Raw genomic sequence first — 17,060 nt, forward strand, 5'->3', positions numbered from 1 at the left:
TCTTTTAGCTTAGGCAGTAGTCCTCACTTTCGCGAAATTTTAGATGTAGATCACGTAAATTATTGGGAAAAAATAAGCGAATATCTTACTTGATACTCAATACAAACAAAGATGAAAAGACATAAAAAAAGAGTGAGCCTGAAAGACTCACTCTTTTTACTTTGAATTGCCAGTTATTATGACTGATTTTTCTGCTTGAGCAGATCAACCATAATCGCGACAGACTCATCTAAATAAACATCAGGCGCTTCATAATCTTTAGGTATATCATCCAATGTTTTGAATGCTTCCTTACCTAAAGCAGCTTGACGCTCATTGATGCGTTGCAAACGAAGTGCTTCCGCTTTATCCGATTCAGCCTTACGAACTTTCTCGTTCAAAGACAACATATTATCGTCTTTTTCTTTACGATACTTCTCTATGTCTTCATTGATGAAACGGAATTCCATCTCATCAGAAATACGCTTGTTATGAAGAGCGGTGAGTTTTTCAACTAGTGCTTCGTTGCTTGGGAAGGTTTGATATTTTGCTTTATCAATCTGATCCCAAGGTAGTGCATTGTCTTCTACACTTTCACCCGTTTCAGAAGCTTCAATTGGTGTTGGGTACGAAATATCGGGTGCAACACCACGATTTTGCGTACTTCCACCGTCAATACGGTAGAACTTCTGAATCGTGTACTGAACGTAGCCTAGCTCTTTATCGAAAAGATCGTAGATATGATTCAGTGAACGATGCTGTTGAACCGTACCTTTACCGAAAGAATTTTCACCTAAAATAATTGCACGATTATAATCTTGCATTGCTGCTGCAAAAATTTCAGACGCTGAAGCACTGTAGCGGTTAATCAACACCGTCAGTGGACCATCGTAGCTCACTTTTCCGTCAGTATCGGCGTTCACCTTAATACGACCATAGCTGTCACGAACTTGAACAACAGGACCTTCTTTAATGAATAACCCTGTTAATGCTGTCGCTTCCGTTAATGCACCACCACCGTTGTTACGTAGATCAACGATTACGCCGTCAACGTTTTTGGTTTTTAACTCAGCAAGCAGTTTATCGGTATCTTTCGACAAACCGACGTAGAAACTTGGCACTTCTAAAATACCAATCTTCTTACCATCTTTTTCGATGATCTCCGACTTCACTGCGCGATCTTCTAGGCGAACTTTGTCACGAACAATTGTGACAATGTAACTCTTCGCATCGTTACCTTCTGGCAAGATCTGTAGATTAACCTTTGTGCCTTTTGGGCCTTTGATTAATTGAACTACATCATCCAGACGCCAACCGATCACGTCGACAATCTCTTCACCGTCTTGTCCAACACCGATGATTCGATCCCCTTCGCCAAGCTGCTTGCTCTTCGACGCAGGGCCACCAACAACAAGTGAACGAATTACTGTGTAATCGTCAGTCATTTGCAGAACGGCACCAATGCCTTCCAGAGAAAGGTTCATTTCCGATTGGAATTGCTCAGCATTACGTGGAGAAAGGTAGCTAGTATGAGGGTCGACTTGTCGGGCGAAGGCATTCATATATAACTGGAATGCATCTTCGTTATTAGTCTGTGTGATCCGCTTCATCGCGTTGTTATAACGCTTCTCTAAAACCTCTTTAATCTCTGGCCATTCTTTGCCAGTCAGTTTCAGATTTAACGCGTCATATTTCACGCGCTTACGCCATAACTCGTTGAGCTCCGCTTCGTCTTTTGGCCATGCAGCTTCAGAACGGTCTAACTCTATCTCGTCATCAGTATCAAACTTGATCTCTTCGTCGAGTAGCGTTAACGCATAAGCAAAGCGCTCGAAACGCTTTTGCATTGAGAGGTTATAAACATCAAAAGCAATTTGGTTGTTACCAGCCTTTAGCTGATCATCAAGCTCAATTGACCAGTCTTTAAAAGAGTCGATGTCCGCTTGAGTAAAAATATTTCTATTATAATCAAGCAATTCTACATAGCGTTCAAAGATCGCTTTGGAGAAATCATCATTGAGGCTGAAATGCTTATAATGAGAGCGGGTAAATCGAGAGGTGACTCGTTTGCTAGCTGTTTCGTGCTGAACTTCAGGAGCGAGAACCGGCAAGTCATCTTTATGTAGTTTGGCTTCGAGAGCCTGAGCTGATGCTGCTAGCCATAAGCTAGCAGCAATCAGTGTCACTTTTGAACGGCAATTCATGCGTAGGAGTATCTCCTTTATGCGCGCAAGTGCTCCGCTTTCACAACCATTTGTAGGCCGTTAGCAAGTTGAACACGTACATCATCCTTATTGATTTCAACAATGGTCGCTGCCATGTTTCCTTTGCCCATGTTCACGTTAACTGCGTTACCTACTGTGATTTCATCAGCATTTAGAGCGCGCGTTTCTACAGGCTTAGTTGGTTTTTGTACTTTTGGTTTGTTAGTACGACGAGGCTGTTGAGGCTTTTTAGCCGCTGGTTTCGCTTTCGCCTTACCCTCTTCACGAGCTTTTTGTGCTTGTTCTTTACGACGAGCTTGAACTTTTGCCTTGCTTTCTGCAAGTGTCGCTTTCGCGTGTTCAACGTGCTCTTCTTCTAGCTCACCACAAGGGTTGCCGTCTAGGTCTACGCGTACTGCACCTGGTTTTACACCATGTAGGTAACGCCATGATGAAGTGTACTGTCTTAACGCTGCACGAAGCTGTGTTTTGCTTACTTTTTCGTCTTCACTTAGACGTTCCGCAAGATCTTGAAAAATACCAATTTTCAGAGGTTTTGCTTCACCTTCTAAAGTAAAGCACTTAGGGAAACATTCAGCAATATATGCAATAACTTCTTTGCTGTTTTTTAACTTTTCAGTCATGAGGGGTCCTGATTTGAGCGGATTTCCGCGAGCATTAAGAAAAAATATTCTCGTATTATAGTGACATGCCAAGGAAAAACCACACTCGAAGGCTAATTTATGCGTCGTTCGCGTGTGAATTAAGCAGCTTTTCTACTTCAGCCATGAAATGAGTGAGACCTTCTTCGTCTGTTTCATTGAATCGACCAATACTTGGGCTGTCAATATCAAGGACACCAACCACCTTTCCATTAATAGAAAATGGAATCACAATTTCTGAATTGCTCGCTGCATCGCACGCTATATGTCCCTCAAATTCATGAACGTCGTATACTCTTTGTATGGTGTTAGTTTTTGCAGCAGTACCACAGACACCGCGACCCATAGGAATGCGGACACAAGCTGGTTTTCCTTGGAACGGACCAAGAACGAGCTCTTCACCTTTTGCTAGGTAAAAGCCAGCCCAGTTAAGATCGTCCAATTCCATGAAAAGCAGTGAGCTCAAGTTTGCTAGGTTAGCAATAAAGTCTGGCTCAGACTCAATTAGAGCAACGGCTTGTTTGGTTAGTCTATGGTATTGTTCTATGTTCATATTAACTTCCTACTTACTATAAAAGCTTCCATTCTCACTGTATGGCGCTAAAATGCAGCCCTACTTTATAATAGGACTTATTCTCAATTACAATGCTTCTGAAAAATGACACTATTAGCCGTTCTTGGTTGATAACACAAGTAAAAAAGCACAAGTCCAAGCTGATCATAGCGAACTTGATAGCGGTGCTTGCAACCTTGATTAGTGTTCCAATCCCCCTTCTCATGCCGTTGATGGTTGATGAGGTTTTATTGGACCAACCAGCAAAAGGCTTAGCTGCTATGAATGCCATTCTCCCTGAAGCGTGGCACACTCCGACGGGTTATATATTTTTCACCCTTTTCTTGGTCGTCCTGATGCGAGCTGCAAGTCAGGGGTTAAATATCCTTCAAAGCCGACAATTTACACTTGTTTCTAAAACGATCACGTTTGAGATGCGCAGTAAAATGATCGACAAGCTTGGTCGTATCAGCATCCGCCAATACGAAACCAAAGGCAGCGGAGGCATCAACGCTCACCTTATCACTGACATTGAGACCATCGATAAATTTATTGGTTCTACGTTAGCAAAATTCGTTATCAGTTTTTTAACGGTCATTGGTACTGCCATCGTTCTGCTTTGGCTCGACTGGCGACTTGGTCTATTTATTTTGCTAGTTAACCCTATTGTCATTTACTTCTCACGTAAACTAGGAAGTATGGTTAAACATCTGAAACGGAAGGAAAATCATTCTTTTGAAATTTTCCAAAATCGTTTAGTTGAAACATTAGATGGCATTTACCAGCTGCGCGCAGCCAATAAAGAGCGAGAATTTCTCCAGCAACTCAAAGACAGTGCGAACCAAGTTCGTGTGGATGCAGACAAGTATGCGTGGCAATCAGAGGCGGCAGGTCGCGTCTCTTTCCTACTCTTCTTAATCGGTTTTGAGTTATTCAGAGCCGTCGCCATGCTGATGGTTATGTTTAGTGACCTCACTATTGGTCAAATCTTTGCTGTTTTTGGTTACCTATGGTTTATGTTGTCTCCTGTTCAAGAGCTGCTCGGCATTCAGTTTTCTTGGTACAGCGCGAAAGCTGCGTTAAAACGCATCAACGACTTATTAGTATTAGAAGAAGAACAAAGACCGGTACCTAAGGTAAATCCTTTCAAAGAAGACAGAGAAGTCGATGTTAAAGTAGAAAACGTAGACTTCTCTTATAATAATGAAAACAAAGTCCTAGATAACCTTTCTTTACATATACCGGCAGGAAAGAAAGTGGCGTTAGTTGGTGCGAGCGGAGGCGGTAAGTCAACCTTAATACAACTACTTATTGGGGTTTATCGTCAAAACTCCGGTAGCATTCGCTTTAATGATGAATTAACAGAAGATATTGGTTTTGAAGTAATTCGTGACAAAATTGCCGTGGTATTACAGCAACCTATACTATTTAACGACACCTTGAGGCATAATCTAACACTCGGTGGGAATTTTGACGAAATGTCACTTTGGCGAGCTCTTGAAGTAGCTCAGCTGCAAGATGTTATTTCTCAACTGAATCACGGTTTGGATACTCAAGTCGGCCGTAACGGCATTCGTTTGTCAGGTGGTCAACGACAACGCCTTGCCATCGCAAGAATGGTGCTGAGTGATCCTCAATTTGTTATTTTAGATGAAGCCACGTCTGCGCTTGATACCGCTACTGAAGCGGCATTGCACAAAGCATTGACTGAATTCTTACGTGGTAGAACAACATTAATCGTTGCGCACCGTCTATCAGCCGTAAAACAAGCCGATTTGATCTACGTGCTTGAAGATGGAAAAGTAACGCAAACAGGTACTCATGGTGAGTTAGTTGAGCAAGAAGGCTTATATCAAACCTTATATGGGGGCATACAGTCCCACGCTTAAATCGTTCAAGTTAGAGAGGTCGTTATGACCTCTCTGTCTAAGCACGCCATGCAGCCAAATAATGTGCGCTTGTGCCAAGGTTGCGAATTGCCTGTCGATATCGTCGACTTACCCAATGGAAAAAATGCACACTGTCCTCGTTGTGGCACACAGTTGTATCGAGGCGGTAGCCCTAGCCTCTCAGGTAATTTAGCCGTCGCGATAACCTGTATCCTGCTATTTATTCCATCACACTTTTTTAACTTTATTAGTATCCGACTTTTTGGTGTGATGATTCCGGCAACCCTACCTTCGGGGATGATCACATTGATGGAAGAAGGCTTTGTTCTTCTTTCACTGCTTATTCTATTTTGTAGCTCTCTAGCGCCTCTGACGGTTTGTGTTTCAGTGGTTACGGCACATATCTCGCTGCATCAACGGTGGTTTCGAGGGCTTCGTATTTCACTGTGGCTAATTCAACATTTGAAACATTGGGTAATGCTGGATGTGTTCTTAGTTAGCATCGCCATTTCCTGCTTCAAACTCCAAGATTATTCCGACATTTTTGTAGGCCCAGGGTTAATTGGTCTGGTTCTTTTGCAGATATTTACCGTTTTGTTAGTTTCTCGAATCAGTGTGCGTCGTTACTGGGAAGCCTGGAAACCAGAAAGCCTTTATTCCTTTGAACACAAAGACGTGCATTGCCATGAGTGCCACCTGTCTCAACCTGAAGGTGACCATTGTCGGCGTTGTCACCACGAGTTATATCATCGCAAGCCCAACTCCATTCAGAAGACGTGGGCTTACCTCATTGCGGCAACGATAGCGATTTTCCCAGCCAACTTGATTCCTATTTCCATCTTGCTGACCAATGGCAAACGTTTGGAAGATACTATTTTCTCAGGCGTAGCTGGGTTGGTAAAAAGCGGTATGTATGGCATCGCAGTGATCATTTTTGTGGCCAGTATTGTTGTGCCAGTTGTAAAAATACTTGGCCTTGCCTACATCATGCTTTGCATTCAATTCAAACGTTCGGTGTTTAAGAGACAACGAATGATGGTTTACTTTGTTGTTAAATGGATCGGTAAATGGTCTGTGATGGACTTGTTTGTTATTTCTATCATGATGACCTTAGTCGATCGTGGTCAGATACTTGATTTCACACCAGGATATGGCGCCGTGGCCTTTGGTGTTGTCGTGGTATTGACCATGCTTGCAGCGGAAAGTATTGATCCAAGGCTAATCTGGGACCAAACAGGCCCAACACAATCAGAAAAAGAGTCAATGAATGAGTGATCAGAACAGTTCTCAAACGTCATACGTACCAGATGTAAAGCGGAGCAAAGGCATATCTCCTCTTTGGCTTTTGCCAATTTTGACCATGGTCTTAGCTGGCTGGCTTGTGGTGAAGTCGATACACGATGCAGGACAACGGGTGCAAATCTATTTTTCTGACGCTGCTGGCTTGGTTGCCGGGCGAACCACTATCCGTTACCAAGGGCTAGAAGTCGGTATGGTGAGAGACATTAACCTCACTGAAGATCTCGGCAGTATTTATGTTGATGCCGATATCTACCCTGAAGCGGCAAAATTGCTGAACGATAAAACTCGCTTTTGGCTGGTAAAACCAACAGCAAGCCTAACAGGAGTTTCTGGGCTCGATGCGCTCGTGTCGGGTAATTACATTTCGATTCAACCTGGAGATGGTCAAGAGTTTGAAACAACGTTCCATGCGTTAGACTCTGCACCAACAGATTTGCGCGTTTCACAAGGTTTGAACATTAAACTCAAAAGCCGCGATTTAGGTGGTGTGTCGATTGGATCTCAAATTGTTTATAAGAAAATTCCAATCGGTGAAGTCTACAGCTACCAGCTGGATGAAGACGCAAAATCTATCACGATTCAAGCCAATATTCAGGATCAATACCGACATATCATTAACAACCGCAGTCGGTTCTGGAACGTAAGTGGAATCGGTGCCAGCATCGGTTTTGAAGGCGTCGATGTAAGGCTAGAAAGTATGAGTGCTCTACTCGGAGGCGCGATCGCCGTCGACTCTCCGGATGACGGTGAGCCTGTAGAAGAGAACACTGAATTCCGTCTGTATAAAGATTTGAAAACCGCAGGTCGAGGTATCGCTGTTAAAATCGTCCTCCCTGATGACAGTAAAATCAGTGGCGAAGGCGCACCCATTATGTATCGCGGAATCGAGATTGGCCAAGTTACAGACTTAAGCCTATCCGAAGGGCGAGAAGTGATATTAGCGTCAGCGGCAATTCAACCAGCTTTCAGTGACATGCTGACGACAGGTACCCGATTCGTCTTAGAAGAAGCAAAAGTGTCCCTCTCTGGTGTTGAAAACATTGCCAATCTCGTGAGAGGAAACTTCTTAACCATTGTGCCAGGTGCTGGTGATCGCTCTCGCCGCTTTACTGCCATTCGTAAAAACGTTTTTAACCAACAGCAAGAAAAGTCCATCGCTATTCGTTTAGTGTCTGACAACTCGTTTGGCCTAGATAGCGGTGCCAACGTGCTTTACAAAGGCATCGTTGTCGGTTCAATTATCAACGTAGGCTTAGTTGAAGAAGGTAAAAAATCGCAACATGAAGTATTTATGGATGTATTGATTGATCATGAATACAAACACCTGATCAAATCAAACAACCGTTTTTATGTAACCGGAAGTGCCTCTGCAGAATTAACGGAATCGGGCCTCAGCGTTACCGTTCCTCCGGCAAAACAGTTGTTAACTGGGTCCATTAGCTTTGTAAGCGAAGGCAAGCAAGATATTCAAAAAGAGTATCAACTGTTCCAAAACGAATCATTGGCAGAATTAGCACAGTACAACCAAAGTGGCTCTAGAGCACTCACACTGTTTGCTTCTGAATTGCCGCCGATTTCCAAAGGCAGCCCTCTGCTCTATCGTAATCTTCCTGTTGGTAACGTCTCCGATTTCCAATTGGTTGATGGCGGTGTGTTAATTAAAGCAACCATCGAAAACCGCTTTGCTTACCTCGTAACACCGCAAACCGTCTTTTGGAACCGTTCAGGGATCGAGATAGATGCATCGCTAGCCGGTGTGAGTGTGAAAGCTCACCCTTTAAAATCGTTAATCGAAGGTGGCATCGCTTTTGACTCTGTTCCTGGCGTTGAAAACAAAATTGGAGACAACTGGAAGTTATATACAGATCAAAAAACCGCACGCAAATTTGGACGCGTTATTGCGTTAGAAACAGACGGCTCACAAGAAATTGCCAAAGGAATGCCGATAGAGTATCAAGGCGTCAAAGTTGGTGAAGTCACACTGGTTGTACCAAATTTTCGTCGCAATATGGTTGAAATTACCGCAAGAATCCTACCTGAATACGTAGAAAACATTGCAGTTGAAGGCTCACATTTTTGGCTAACTGAGCCAGAGATTGGCTTAGGGGGCGTGAAAAACCTTGGCGCATTGGTGTCGAAATCCATCAGTGTTGAGCCAGGTAAAGGTAAAGCTAAATTTGATTTTCAGTTGGAAAACGGTTCAGAACGTGTTAAGGGCATAATGTTTACTTTACAAAGTGAACAACGAGGCTCAGTACAAGTCGGAACGCCTATTCTTTACCGCCAGATGGAAGTCGGCCAAGTAACCGACGTGAGCCTAGGAGAGTTTGCAGATCGCGTCGTCACGACCATCAAGATACAGCCTGAATATGCTTACCTCGTTCGTCAAAACAGTGTGTTTTGGAATGTTTCAGGAGTAGATGTCTCCATCGGAATTACTGGTGCGAACATCAAAGCGGGCACATTTGATAGTTTAGTTCGCGGAGGAATTGCGTTTTCAACGCCAGAGCAATCGACTATTCCACCAGCGGCAAAAAGTGGGCAATCTTTCTTTTTATATCCACAAGCTGAAGAAGGCTGGACTCAATGGCGTACTGCGATTCCTAAGCCGTAGAATAAAGCTCAATTCACATACAATTGAAGTTTGATTACCTTAAAAGAGCAGCAATCGCTGCTCTTTTTTATTGCTCGGCCCTTGTCACTATTCGTTTCTGCTTCGCTTTCGTATATTATTTGCCACAAATTCTGCAAACGAGATCCCACATTGCATCCTAATGTTTACATCCCAGACGCGTTTCTGGAAAAAATCCAAACTATCCTTCCTGCTCACCTCAACATGGAAGACTTTATCGCATCGTGCCAAAAGCCACTGCGCAAAAGTATTCGTGTTAATACGTTGAAGATCAGTGTTGAAGCGTTTCTAGAACGTGCAGACGCAAAAGGCTGGAAGCTTTCTCCTGTGCCTTGGTGTGACACGGGGTTTTGGATTGAAGCGGACGAGTCAGTTGTACCATTAGGCAACACTGCAGAGCACATGTCAGGCTTATTCTACATTCAAGAAGCCAGTTCAATGATGCCAGTATCTGCGCTGTTTATGAATGACGAATCTTACGATGCCGTGTTAGATACAGCAGCTGCACCAGGATCAAAGACCACTCAAATCGCGGCTTTAATGAACAATGAAGGCGTTCTCGTGGCTAATGAATACGCCGCAAGTCGTGTAAAAGTGCTGCATGCCAACGTGGAACGTTGTGGTGTACGTAACGCCGCACTAAGTAACTTCGATGGGCGCGTTTTTGGCGGTTGGCTACCAGAACAATTTGATGCGGTTCTGCTCGACGCGCCCTGCTCCGGCGAAGGCACCGTTCGCAAAGACGAAGATGCAATGAAAAACTGGACGCAAGCTTCCGTGCTCGACATCGCTGACACACAGAAAGATCTTATTGAAAGCGCCTTCCATGCACTAAAGCCCGGTGGTGTGATGGTTTACTCAACGTGCACACTCAGTACCGAAGAAAACCAACAAGTTTGTCATCACTTGAAAGAAACCTTTGGTGATGCCGTTGAGTTTGAAAGCCTTGAGACCTTGTTTGAAAACGCAAATGCAGCTCTAACTGAAGAAGGTTTTTTGCATATCTTTCCACAGGTCTACGACTGCGAAGGGTTCTTTGTTGCAAGAATTCGTAAACTGGCTGCTGTTGAACCACCAAAGGTCAAAAAGCGCATGGGCAAGTTCCCGTTTACCAAAGCATCGAAAAAAGAATCGGTTGAAATTGCCCAACAGCTGCAAAGTGCGTTAGGTATTGAACTTCCGAATGACAGTTCTGTATGGCTTCGCGATAAAGATGTCTGGTTGTTCCCTAATTCTTTAGAGCCAATGATCGGCGAATTACGCTTCTCCCGTATGGGTATCAAGATCGCGGAAGCCCATAAAAATGGCTACCGTTGGCAGCATCAGGTGGCAACGGCATTAGCGACAGGCTCTGAGGCAAACGCCATTGAACTCAGTATTGAAGAAGCGCGCGAATGGTACATGGGACGTGATGTTCGCCCACAAACGATTCCTGAGGGAATGAAAACAGGTAAAGGCGAAGTACTTGTCACCTATCAAGGCGCAGTCATTGGCCTTGGAAAGTGGGTAAGCAACAGAATAAAGAATGGTCTTCCTCGCGAATTAGTACGAGATAAGAACTTATTTTAAAGAAGTAACGAATCATAAATAAATGAAAAGCCATCGTATTTGCGATGGCTTTTTAATTCGTAAGTATGAAAGCAACTGGGCTCGCTAGCGATCCGGATACGCTGTACTAAACTAGTTGTATCAAAGTAATGCTTTGATATGGCATTTCTCTCTATGTTCACCAACAAGATTATTGTTGGAAAAAGTTTAGCGCAGGCTCTGCGGAGCCGTTTCCCCTAGGCCCAAAAAAGGAAAAGTTTGGGCCGTTTTTTTGGCTGCCGATCCGCTATACGTGAGTTTGGGCTACGCCAGACGAATACCGTCTTTCTCGATAACAATCTTGCCCTGCTTGTACAATCCACCAATGGTCTTTTTGTAAGTACCTTTACTTGTACGGAAAGCATCAAAAATCGCTTCAGGAGAAGACTTATCGTTCAAAGGTAAAAAGCCGCCTTTCTTCTCTAACAGATCAAGAATCTTGCTAGAAAGATCGTCCATTTTTGCCACGCCGACTTTTTGTAACGCGAGATCGATTTTACCATCTTCACGAATTTGCTTAATAAAGCCTTTCAGTTTCTTACCGATGTAAAGCTTACCAAACACATCTGATGGGAAAATCATGCCCCAATGCTTACCGTTAACAATCGCTTTGTAGCCAAGTTGACTGCGCTCTGCGATGATCAAATCAACTTGTTCGTTAACTTCATAATTCGCCGGAGTTTTGTCTAACCATTTGTTGAACTTAGTCGTACCAACAATGCGGCCCGACGCTTTGTCAGTATATACATAGACAAGAATAGTTTGTCCCGCAGAGAAGCGAGTGCGTTGCTCACTAAAAGGAATAAGTAAATCCTTCTCTTTGATGCCCCAATTTACAAAAGCACCTGTCGCGTTGACGCCCTCAATCTTCATTAAGCCCCATTCACCCACTTGGGCAATAGGTCTTTCAATGGTCGCAGCAAGCTGGCTTTCTGAATCGAAGTACAAAAATACGTCTACATGATCACCAATTTCAGTACCTTCTGGTACATACTTATTAGGCAGTAGAACAGAACCGTAATCATCACCATCCAGAAATACGCCAAAATCAGCCTTTTTAATGACTTCTAAGCTGTTAATTTGACCAATTTTAATCATTGATTTTGTCTCTTTTTAAATTTACGTGGAATTATACCTAAACTAACAAGAAAATCAGAGAGAAAAGCATAGTGCTCTGTTATGCTGTTGTCGTTCAGCTATATGCCCCAGTCACTCTTTTAGCACTTTTATGCTTACCTGCTCAACAGTACGCATAAGTTAAGAATGCTTTAACAAAGTCAGGAGCTTTCTTTGGTCACCGTCGATAAACAAGACTCAATAACATTAAAAATCAGTCATGCACTCGCAAAGAGCAAAAGTGTCGACCTAGATATTTACTTTTTTATACCTGGTGAGCTTGGTTTAAACGCCGATATCATCAGTGAATCCGAATTTTATTACACTTCAATCACACAGCAACGCTCTTATTACAGTACTGAAATCCTTCTACCGCTAGTACACAGTCGACTTGCCAAACGAGGACGCCTGTCGAATCAACAATACCGAGTAAGTTTGAGTTTGTTCGCGTACCAATACGTTATCGCGCTAGACAAAGCGGTAGCAAGTTTAAACAAGCATCAGAACAACTCCGTAACGGAAGATGAAGTTGACGAAGTTATCGAGCTCACGCTTGAGATTTTAAAGCGCTTGCGACGTTCTATTCCTTATGAAGAGAACTTAAAACGGTACTATGTTAACATCGATAACTACCTGTCTTGGTATACCGAACAAAAGTTTTTGTCTTTAGTGGCTCATCTCCCCCGTGAAGGCGATTATGGCACGATTAAGAAACGCTTGATCACGCTCTGTGAAAAAGAGCAAGCCCATCGAAAACTCAACAAGTACAACTCTCCAAGAGTCGTTGAAGACGTGACTCGCCTATCTAACAAAATGCGCTTGCTAAGACGCTTGATTGAACACCCTATCGTGCTTCGTGAAGAAACCATATCAATGGGTAACAACATCAAGCGTGCTATCAAAGGTATTGCTACTGGCTTGGTGATGGTTGTCGTGACCTCAACCGTGATTCTCGCTCGCGATTATCTTGGGGAAATTTCCGCGTCCTTCATTATCGCGATGTCATTTATTTATGCTCTACGAGAAATCTTTAAAGATGATTTGCGCGACGCGATGTGGCGATGGATCCGTAAAGGCAAGCCAAAGTGGCGTAAGAAGTATGTTGATCCAACAACGAAAAAAGTGGTCGGCAGAAAATTAGAGTGGCTCGATTATCGTACGTTAAGTAGCTTGCCAGATAAGATTCAAAGAATACGTAAGAAGCGCGTCGTGCAGCGCGAAGAGCAGATACTTCATTATCACGAGAAAACCGAAATGGCGACCTCTCTATTCTTGAGTGGTTATGAGCAAACAAGAGAAACACTGAACATCAGTTTGCGCCCTATCATCCGCTTGATGGATAAAAGCTCAAACCGAGTTTACCGTTTAAATGAAGGGCAAGTGACCAAAGAGTCGGTAGAGAAACGTCATTTGCTCAATGTGATTGTCAAAGAGGACAACCACACCGATGAGCCTGTTTATTATCGTTGGAAAGTGGTCTTAAACCGCTCCAAAATCGTCTCGATTGAGCAGATTGAACTCAATTAAAGCGATATTCTTTAAAAACAGCAAACCACTAAGCAGCCTCTTTTCTTTGTTGAGCTGCTTTTTTTATCGAAAGAGTCAACGAGAATTCAGCCATAGGTTCGTCACCATGTAAGCTAGGACACAACGCGACGATTTTTACATCGCGATTCACTCGTTCACCCGTTGCCAACGTATGATCGAGCATCTCATCAATGACATGACCATCGTTACACACAAAGTGTACATCCGCTTCCGGACGTTTTAAAAACTCGGCTTTGACGCCTTTAAATGCTAAAGAGATCGCTTCTCCTTTTTCTTGCGCCTTGCTCATAGCAAGAAAACCACCAGCTACATCCGCCCCAACCGCTAAAGCGCCGAAATACATGCTATTCAAATGGTTCTTTGTTCTTCTTCGCAAAGGGATTCGAACCTCAACGTGCTCGCTATCTATCGCAATGATCTTAGGATGACAAAGCCAAATCAGAGGCACTTTAGAAAAGCCAAATAGATTTAGGTACAAATTTGCACGACGTACAGCTGATAACATTTTGGTCTCCTTACCAATCTAGTCAGACCAGTTAATCAACGAAAGAAATAGATGTCAAAGAAATGTTAACAAAAGCTCGATCTCACGAGTTATTTAGCCACTAATTTAGTGACATTGTCACACAGATAAACATGAGGTTTGCCGCAGTTATCTTGATTGCCTAACGGTGAGATAGATGAAATGGTTATAAATTCAAATGTATATATATTGATTTAATGATCAAGTTTTGTCATTTATACATAAGTCATTTAAATGAATACCTACACCTTTGTATACAATTCGGTATTTCCTGGCGAAGATTCCCGTGAAACGGTTTATTCCTGCCTGTAATTCCGTTATCTTTACCCCTTCGCAATAGAGAATAAAGCTATAACATGCCTATAAAAACAGATGAATTGAGAACCCAACCTTTGGGTCCAATGCCTACCCCAGCAGAGCTAGGTAGTGTACATCCTATTACGGATGACGTTGCAGACCGTATCGCTCAATCTCGTCGTCAGATTGAAAACATTTTATCGGGTGAAGACGATCGCCTTCTTGCGATTGTAGGTCCGTGTTCTGTTCACGACACTGAAGCTGCCATTGATTACGCCACTCGCCTGAGTGAAATCCAAGACAAGTACAAAGACGAACTGTTTATCGTGATGCGTACTTACTTTGAAAAGCCTCGTACAGTAGTTGGTTGGAAAGGTTTAATTACCGACCCTAACCTAGATGGCTCTTACGCGCTTGAAGCTGGTCTCCATAAAGCACGTAAACTACTACTGGATATCAACAAGCTTGGTCTTGCGACTGCTACTGAGTTTCTTGATATGATTACGGGTCAATACATAGCGGATTTGATCACGTGGGGCGCGATCGGTGCTCGTACAACAGAATCGCAAATTCACCGTGAAATGGCATCGGCGCTGTCTTGCCCAGTTGGTTTCAAAAATGGCACAAATGGCAACGTAAAAATTGCAATTGATGCAATTCGCGCATCGAAAGCCTCGCATTACTTCTACTCTCCAGATAAGAATGGCCGCATGACGGTTTACCGTACAAGTGGTAACCCATATGGTCATATTATTTTACGCGGCGGAGAGAAAGGCCCTAACTTTGATGAAGCGTCAGTAAAACAAGCGTGTGATGCTCTAGCCGAGTTTGGCTTGCCACAACGTTTGGTTGTGGATTTCAGCCACGCAAACTGTCAGAAGCAGCACAGAAAACAAATCGACGTTGCTCAAGACATTTGTAATCAAATTAAGTCAGGCAGTACTCGTATTGCGGGTATCATGGCTGAAAGCTTTATTCTTGAAGGCAATCAGCCAATGACTGACATCAACAACCTAACGTATGGTCAATCTATTACAGACCCATGCCTAGGCTGGGAAGATACTGCTACAATGCTAGATATGCTGGCAAACGCCGTTAAATCCCGAAAGTCCCTATAACAAAATAATCAAGGAATCTTCATGCCATCGTTTGATATTGTTTCTGAAATCGATACGGTTGAACTACGTAACGCCGTTGATAATGCTAACCGTGAATTGTCTACTCGTTTCGATTTCCGCAACGTTAATGCGAGCTTTGAGCTAGTAGAAGAAAACGTAAAAATGTCTGCGGAAGGTGACTTCCAACTTAAGCAAATGCGCGATATTTTACGTGGCCATTTGGCAAAGCGTAATATTGATGCAAACGCAATGGATGCACAGGACCCAGATGTAACTGGTAAGAACTGGCACCAAACTCTGCTTTTCCGCCAAGGTATCGATACACCAACAGCCAAAAAAGTAGTGAAACTTATCAAAGACGCAAAGTTAAAAGTACAAGCCTCTATTCAAGGCGACAAGGTACGTGTTACTGGTAAGAAACGTGATGACCTGCAAGCGACAATGGCAGCGATTCGTGAAGCAGAGATGGGCATACCATTCCAGTTTAACAACTTCCGTGATTAATCAGTCTGAGAAGTAACTTAGTTTAAAAACGCCAGCGCATAGTTCGCTGGCGTTTTTGTTGGCCTTTTAATCGAGAAGCCAAGTGCCCACTTTTTAACGTGGTTATATCACTAAGTCCTGCCCTTGCAGCAATAAGAACTCGCTCGTCCCTTTAGGGATAAACACGCAAACTCGAAGCTTTTCAGATTTAGCCTTGGTCAACATATCAGAGAGTTCAGCTGCGCTGGAGAAAGCTTCTCGCTCTGCATCTCTTCGTATTAGCTCTAACACGTTCGCTTCGCATCGAGTTGAGTAAAGTGCTAGCTCGGCTTGTTGCATGTAGCGCACAGCCTTAATTGGCAACATCTCAACGTCTTTCCCTACCTGTATCCAAGTACAACTTCCTTTTTCATCCAAAGGTGTTGCCATGGTCGCTTGGTAAATCGTTTCTAACTCTCTATTATCCCGCGCGTTTTCAACCTCAGGATTCGAGAAGAATTGCTCCCAAAACTTACGACGTAAATCGACGCTAGGTAGTGCTTCTTTAATCGAATTACGCTTTGAGTTAGCAAAGTCCGCCATCAACCCCATGTTTTGTGGCAGTATCGATTCAAGCTTTTCACGGATGTTTCGAATTAAAACTGGTGAGGCACCGCCACTAGAAATAGCAATTTGTATGCGGCCACGATTGATCATAGAGGGCGTAATGAAGTCACAATAAGGCTTATCATCCACAACGTTCACTAGGATGCCTAATTCTTTCGCATCTTTATACACTTGGTGATTTAGCTCTGGATTATCTGTCGTGGCCCACACTTGAACAAAGCTTTTAGTGACAATGTCACTTGAATAGAAACGTTGCACCCAGCGCACTTGATGCTCTGCAGCAAGCTTAGACAGAAAATCGACCAACGTTGGAGAAACGATAGTGACATCCGCCCCTGCTTTTAGCAAAGCTTCCACCTTTCTGCTTGCCACTTCACCGCCGCCCACGACAAGAACGGGTTTATTGATTAAATCTAAGAACAGAGGAAAATATCGCATTTCAATCCATGATTACTCTAATTAGCTGTTGCAGACCATGCTACCAAAAATGGGGCAAGCTCATCACCCTGTTTCGGTATCACAAATAATTTTTGTTCGAATTTTTACTGAACTTCACCAAGC

13 protein-coding genes are annotated in these 17,060 nt (G+C 43.3%); 7 read left to right on the forward strand and 6 right to left on the reverse strand.

What is annotated here, in order from left to right:
* Positions 1-176: 176 nt before the first annotated feature.
* The 3 genes from prc to MTR11_RS08345 all read right to left on the reverse strand — a co-directional run bounded on the left by prc (position 177) and on the right by MTR11_RS08345 (position 3,398).
* The gene (gene prc / locus MTR11_RS08335; protein ID WP_005396554.1) at positions 177-2,183 is read right to left on the reverse strand and encodes a carboxy terminal-processing peptidase; all 2,007 of its coding nucleotides are present in this window, start codon (positions 2,181-2,183) and stop codon (positions 177-179) included.
* A gap of 17 nt (positions 2,184-2,200) precedes the next feature.
* Entirely contained in the window at positions 2,201-2,827 is a 627-nt protein-coding gene (gene proQ, locus MTR11_RS08340) for an RNA chaperone ProQ (RefSeq protein ID WP_005396555.1), read from the reverse strand.
* A 97-nt stretch (positions 2,828-2,924) separates the two neighbouring features.
* A complete protein-coding gene (locus MTR11_RS08345) occupies positions 2,925-3,398 on the reverse strand; it encodes a GAF domain-containing protein (protein WP_046876215.1) in 474 nt (157 codons plus the stop codon).
* A gap of 92 nt (positions 3,399-3,490) precedes the next feature.
* On the opposite strand from MTR11_RS08345, the gene MTR11_RS08350 reads away from it, so the two are divergent.
* The 4 genes from MTR11_RS08350 to rsmF all read left to right on the forward strand — a co-directional run bounded on the left by MTR11_RS08350 (position 3,491) and on the right by rsmF (position 10,790).
* Positions 3,491-5,287, forward strand: coding sequence for an ABC transporter ATP-binding protein (locus tag MTR11_RS08350; RefSeq protein ID WP_053807440.1), 1,797 nt, complete (start codon positions 3,491-3,493; stop codon positions 5,285-5,287).
* Between the two features lie 24 nt (positions 5,288-5,311).
* A complete protein-coding gene (locus tag MTR11_RS08355; RefSeq protein ID WP_170891446.1) occupies positions 5,312-6,562 on the forward strand; it encodes a paraquat-inducible protein A in 1,251 nt (416 codons plus the stop codon).
* Positions 6,555-9,203: a PqiB family protein gene (locus tag MTR11_RS08360; protein WP_243327291.1), complete on the forward strand. Its 2,649-nt coding sequence runs from the start codon at positions 6,555-6,557 to the stop codon at positions 9,201-9,203. The genes MTR11_RS08355 and MTR11_RS08360 overlap by 8 nt, the downstream gene beginning before the upstream one ends.
* 150 nt (positions 9,204-9,353) lie before the next feature.
* On the forward strand, positions 9,354-10,790 hold the full coding sequence (gene rsmF / locus MTR11_RS08365) for a 16S rRNA (cytosine(1407)-C(5))-methyltransferase RsmF (RefSeq protein ID WP_046876211.1): 1,437 nt from the start codon (positions 9,354-9,356) through the stop codon (positions 10,788-10,790).
* A gap of 282 nt (positions 10,791-11,072) precedes the next feature.
* Here rsmF and MTR11_RS08370 read toward each other — a convergent pair whose 3' ends face one another.
* On the reverse strand, positions 11,073-11,906 hold the full coding sequence (locus MTR11_RS08370) for a S1 RNA-binding domain-containing protein (RefSeq protein ID WP_005396561.1): 834 nt from the start codon (positions 11,904-11,906) through the stop codon (positions 11,073-11,075).
* A 192-nt stretch (positions 11,907-12,098) separates the two neighbouring features.
* Between MTR11_RS08370 and MTR11_RS08375 the strand changes: the two genes are divergently transcribed.
* The gene (locus tag MTR11_RS08375; protein WP_006743263.1) at positions 12,099-13,451 is read left to right on the forward strand and encodes a hypothetical protein; all 1,353 of its coding nucleotides are present in this window, start codon (positions 12,099-12,101) and stop codon (positions 13,449-13,451) included.
* Positions 13,452-13,479: 28 nt separating this feature from the next.
* Here MTR11_RS08375 and MTR11_RS08380 read toward each other — a convergent pair whose 3' ends face one another.
* Entirely contained in the window at positions 13,480-13,977 is a 498-nt protein-coding gene (locus MTR11_RS08380) for a DUF4442 domain-containing protein (RefSeq protein WP_005396564.1), read from the reverse strand.
* Between the two features lie 374 nt (positions 13,978-14,351).
* Between MTR11_RS08380 and MTR11_RS08385 the strand changes: the two genes are divergently transcribed.
* Complete coding sequence (locus MTR11_RS08385; RefSeq protein ID WP_006743262.1) at positions 14,352-15,410, forward strand: 3-deoxy-7-phosphoheptulonate synthase; 1,059 nt, start codon at positions 14,352-14,354, stop codon at positions 15,408-15,410.
* Positions 15,411-15,431: 21 nt separating this feature from the next.
* On the forward strand, positions 15,432-15,914 hold the full coding sequence (locus MTR11_RS08390) for a YajQ family cyclic di-GMP-binding protein (protein ID WP_005377415.1): 483 nt from the start codon (positions 15,432-15,434) through the stop codon (positions 15,912-15,914).
* A gap of 102 nt (positions 15,915-16,016) precedes the next feature.
* On the opposite strand, the gene MTR11_RS08395 is transcribed toward MTR11_RS08390, so the two are convergent.
* The gene (locus MTR11_RS08395; RefSeq protein WP_006743261.1) at positions 16,017-16,937 is read right to left on the reverse strand and encodes a bifunctional precorrin-2 dehydrogenase/sirohydrochlorin ferrochelatase; all 921 of its coding nucleotides are present in this window, start codon (positions 16,935-16,937) and stop codon (positions 16,017-16,019) included.
* Positions 16,938-17,060 lie beyond the last annotated feature (123 nt).

This window comes from Vibrio sp. CCB-PB317 (genome assembly GCF_022808245.1).
Lineage (GTDB): Bacteria > Pseudomonadota > Gammaproteobacteria > Enterobacterales > Vibrionaceae > Vibrio > Vibrio diabolicus.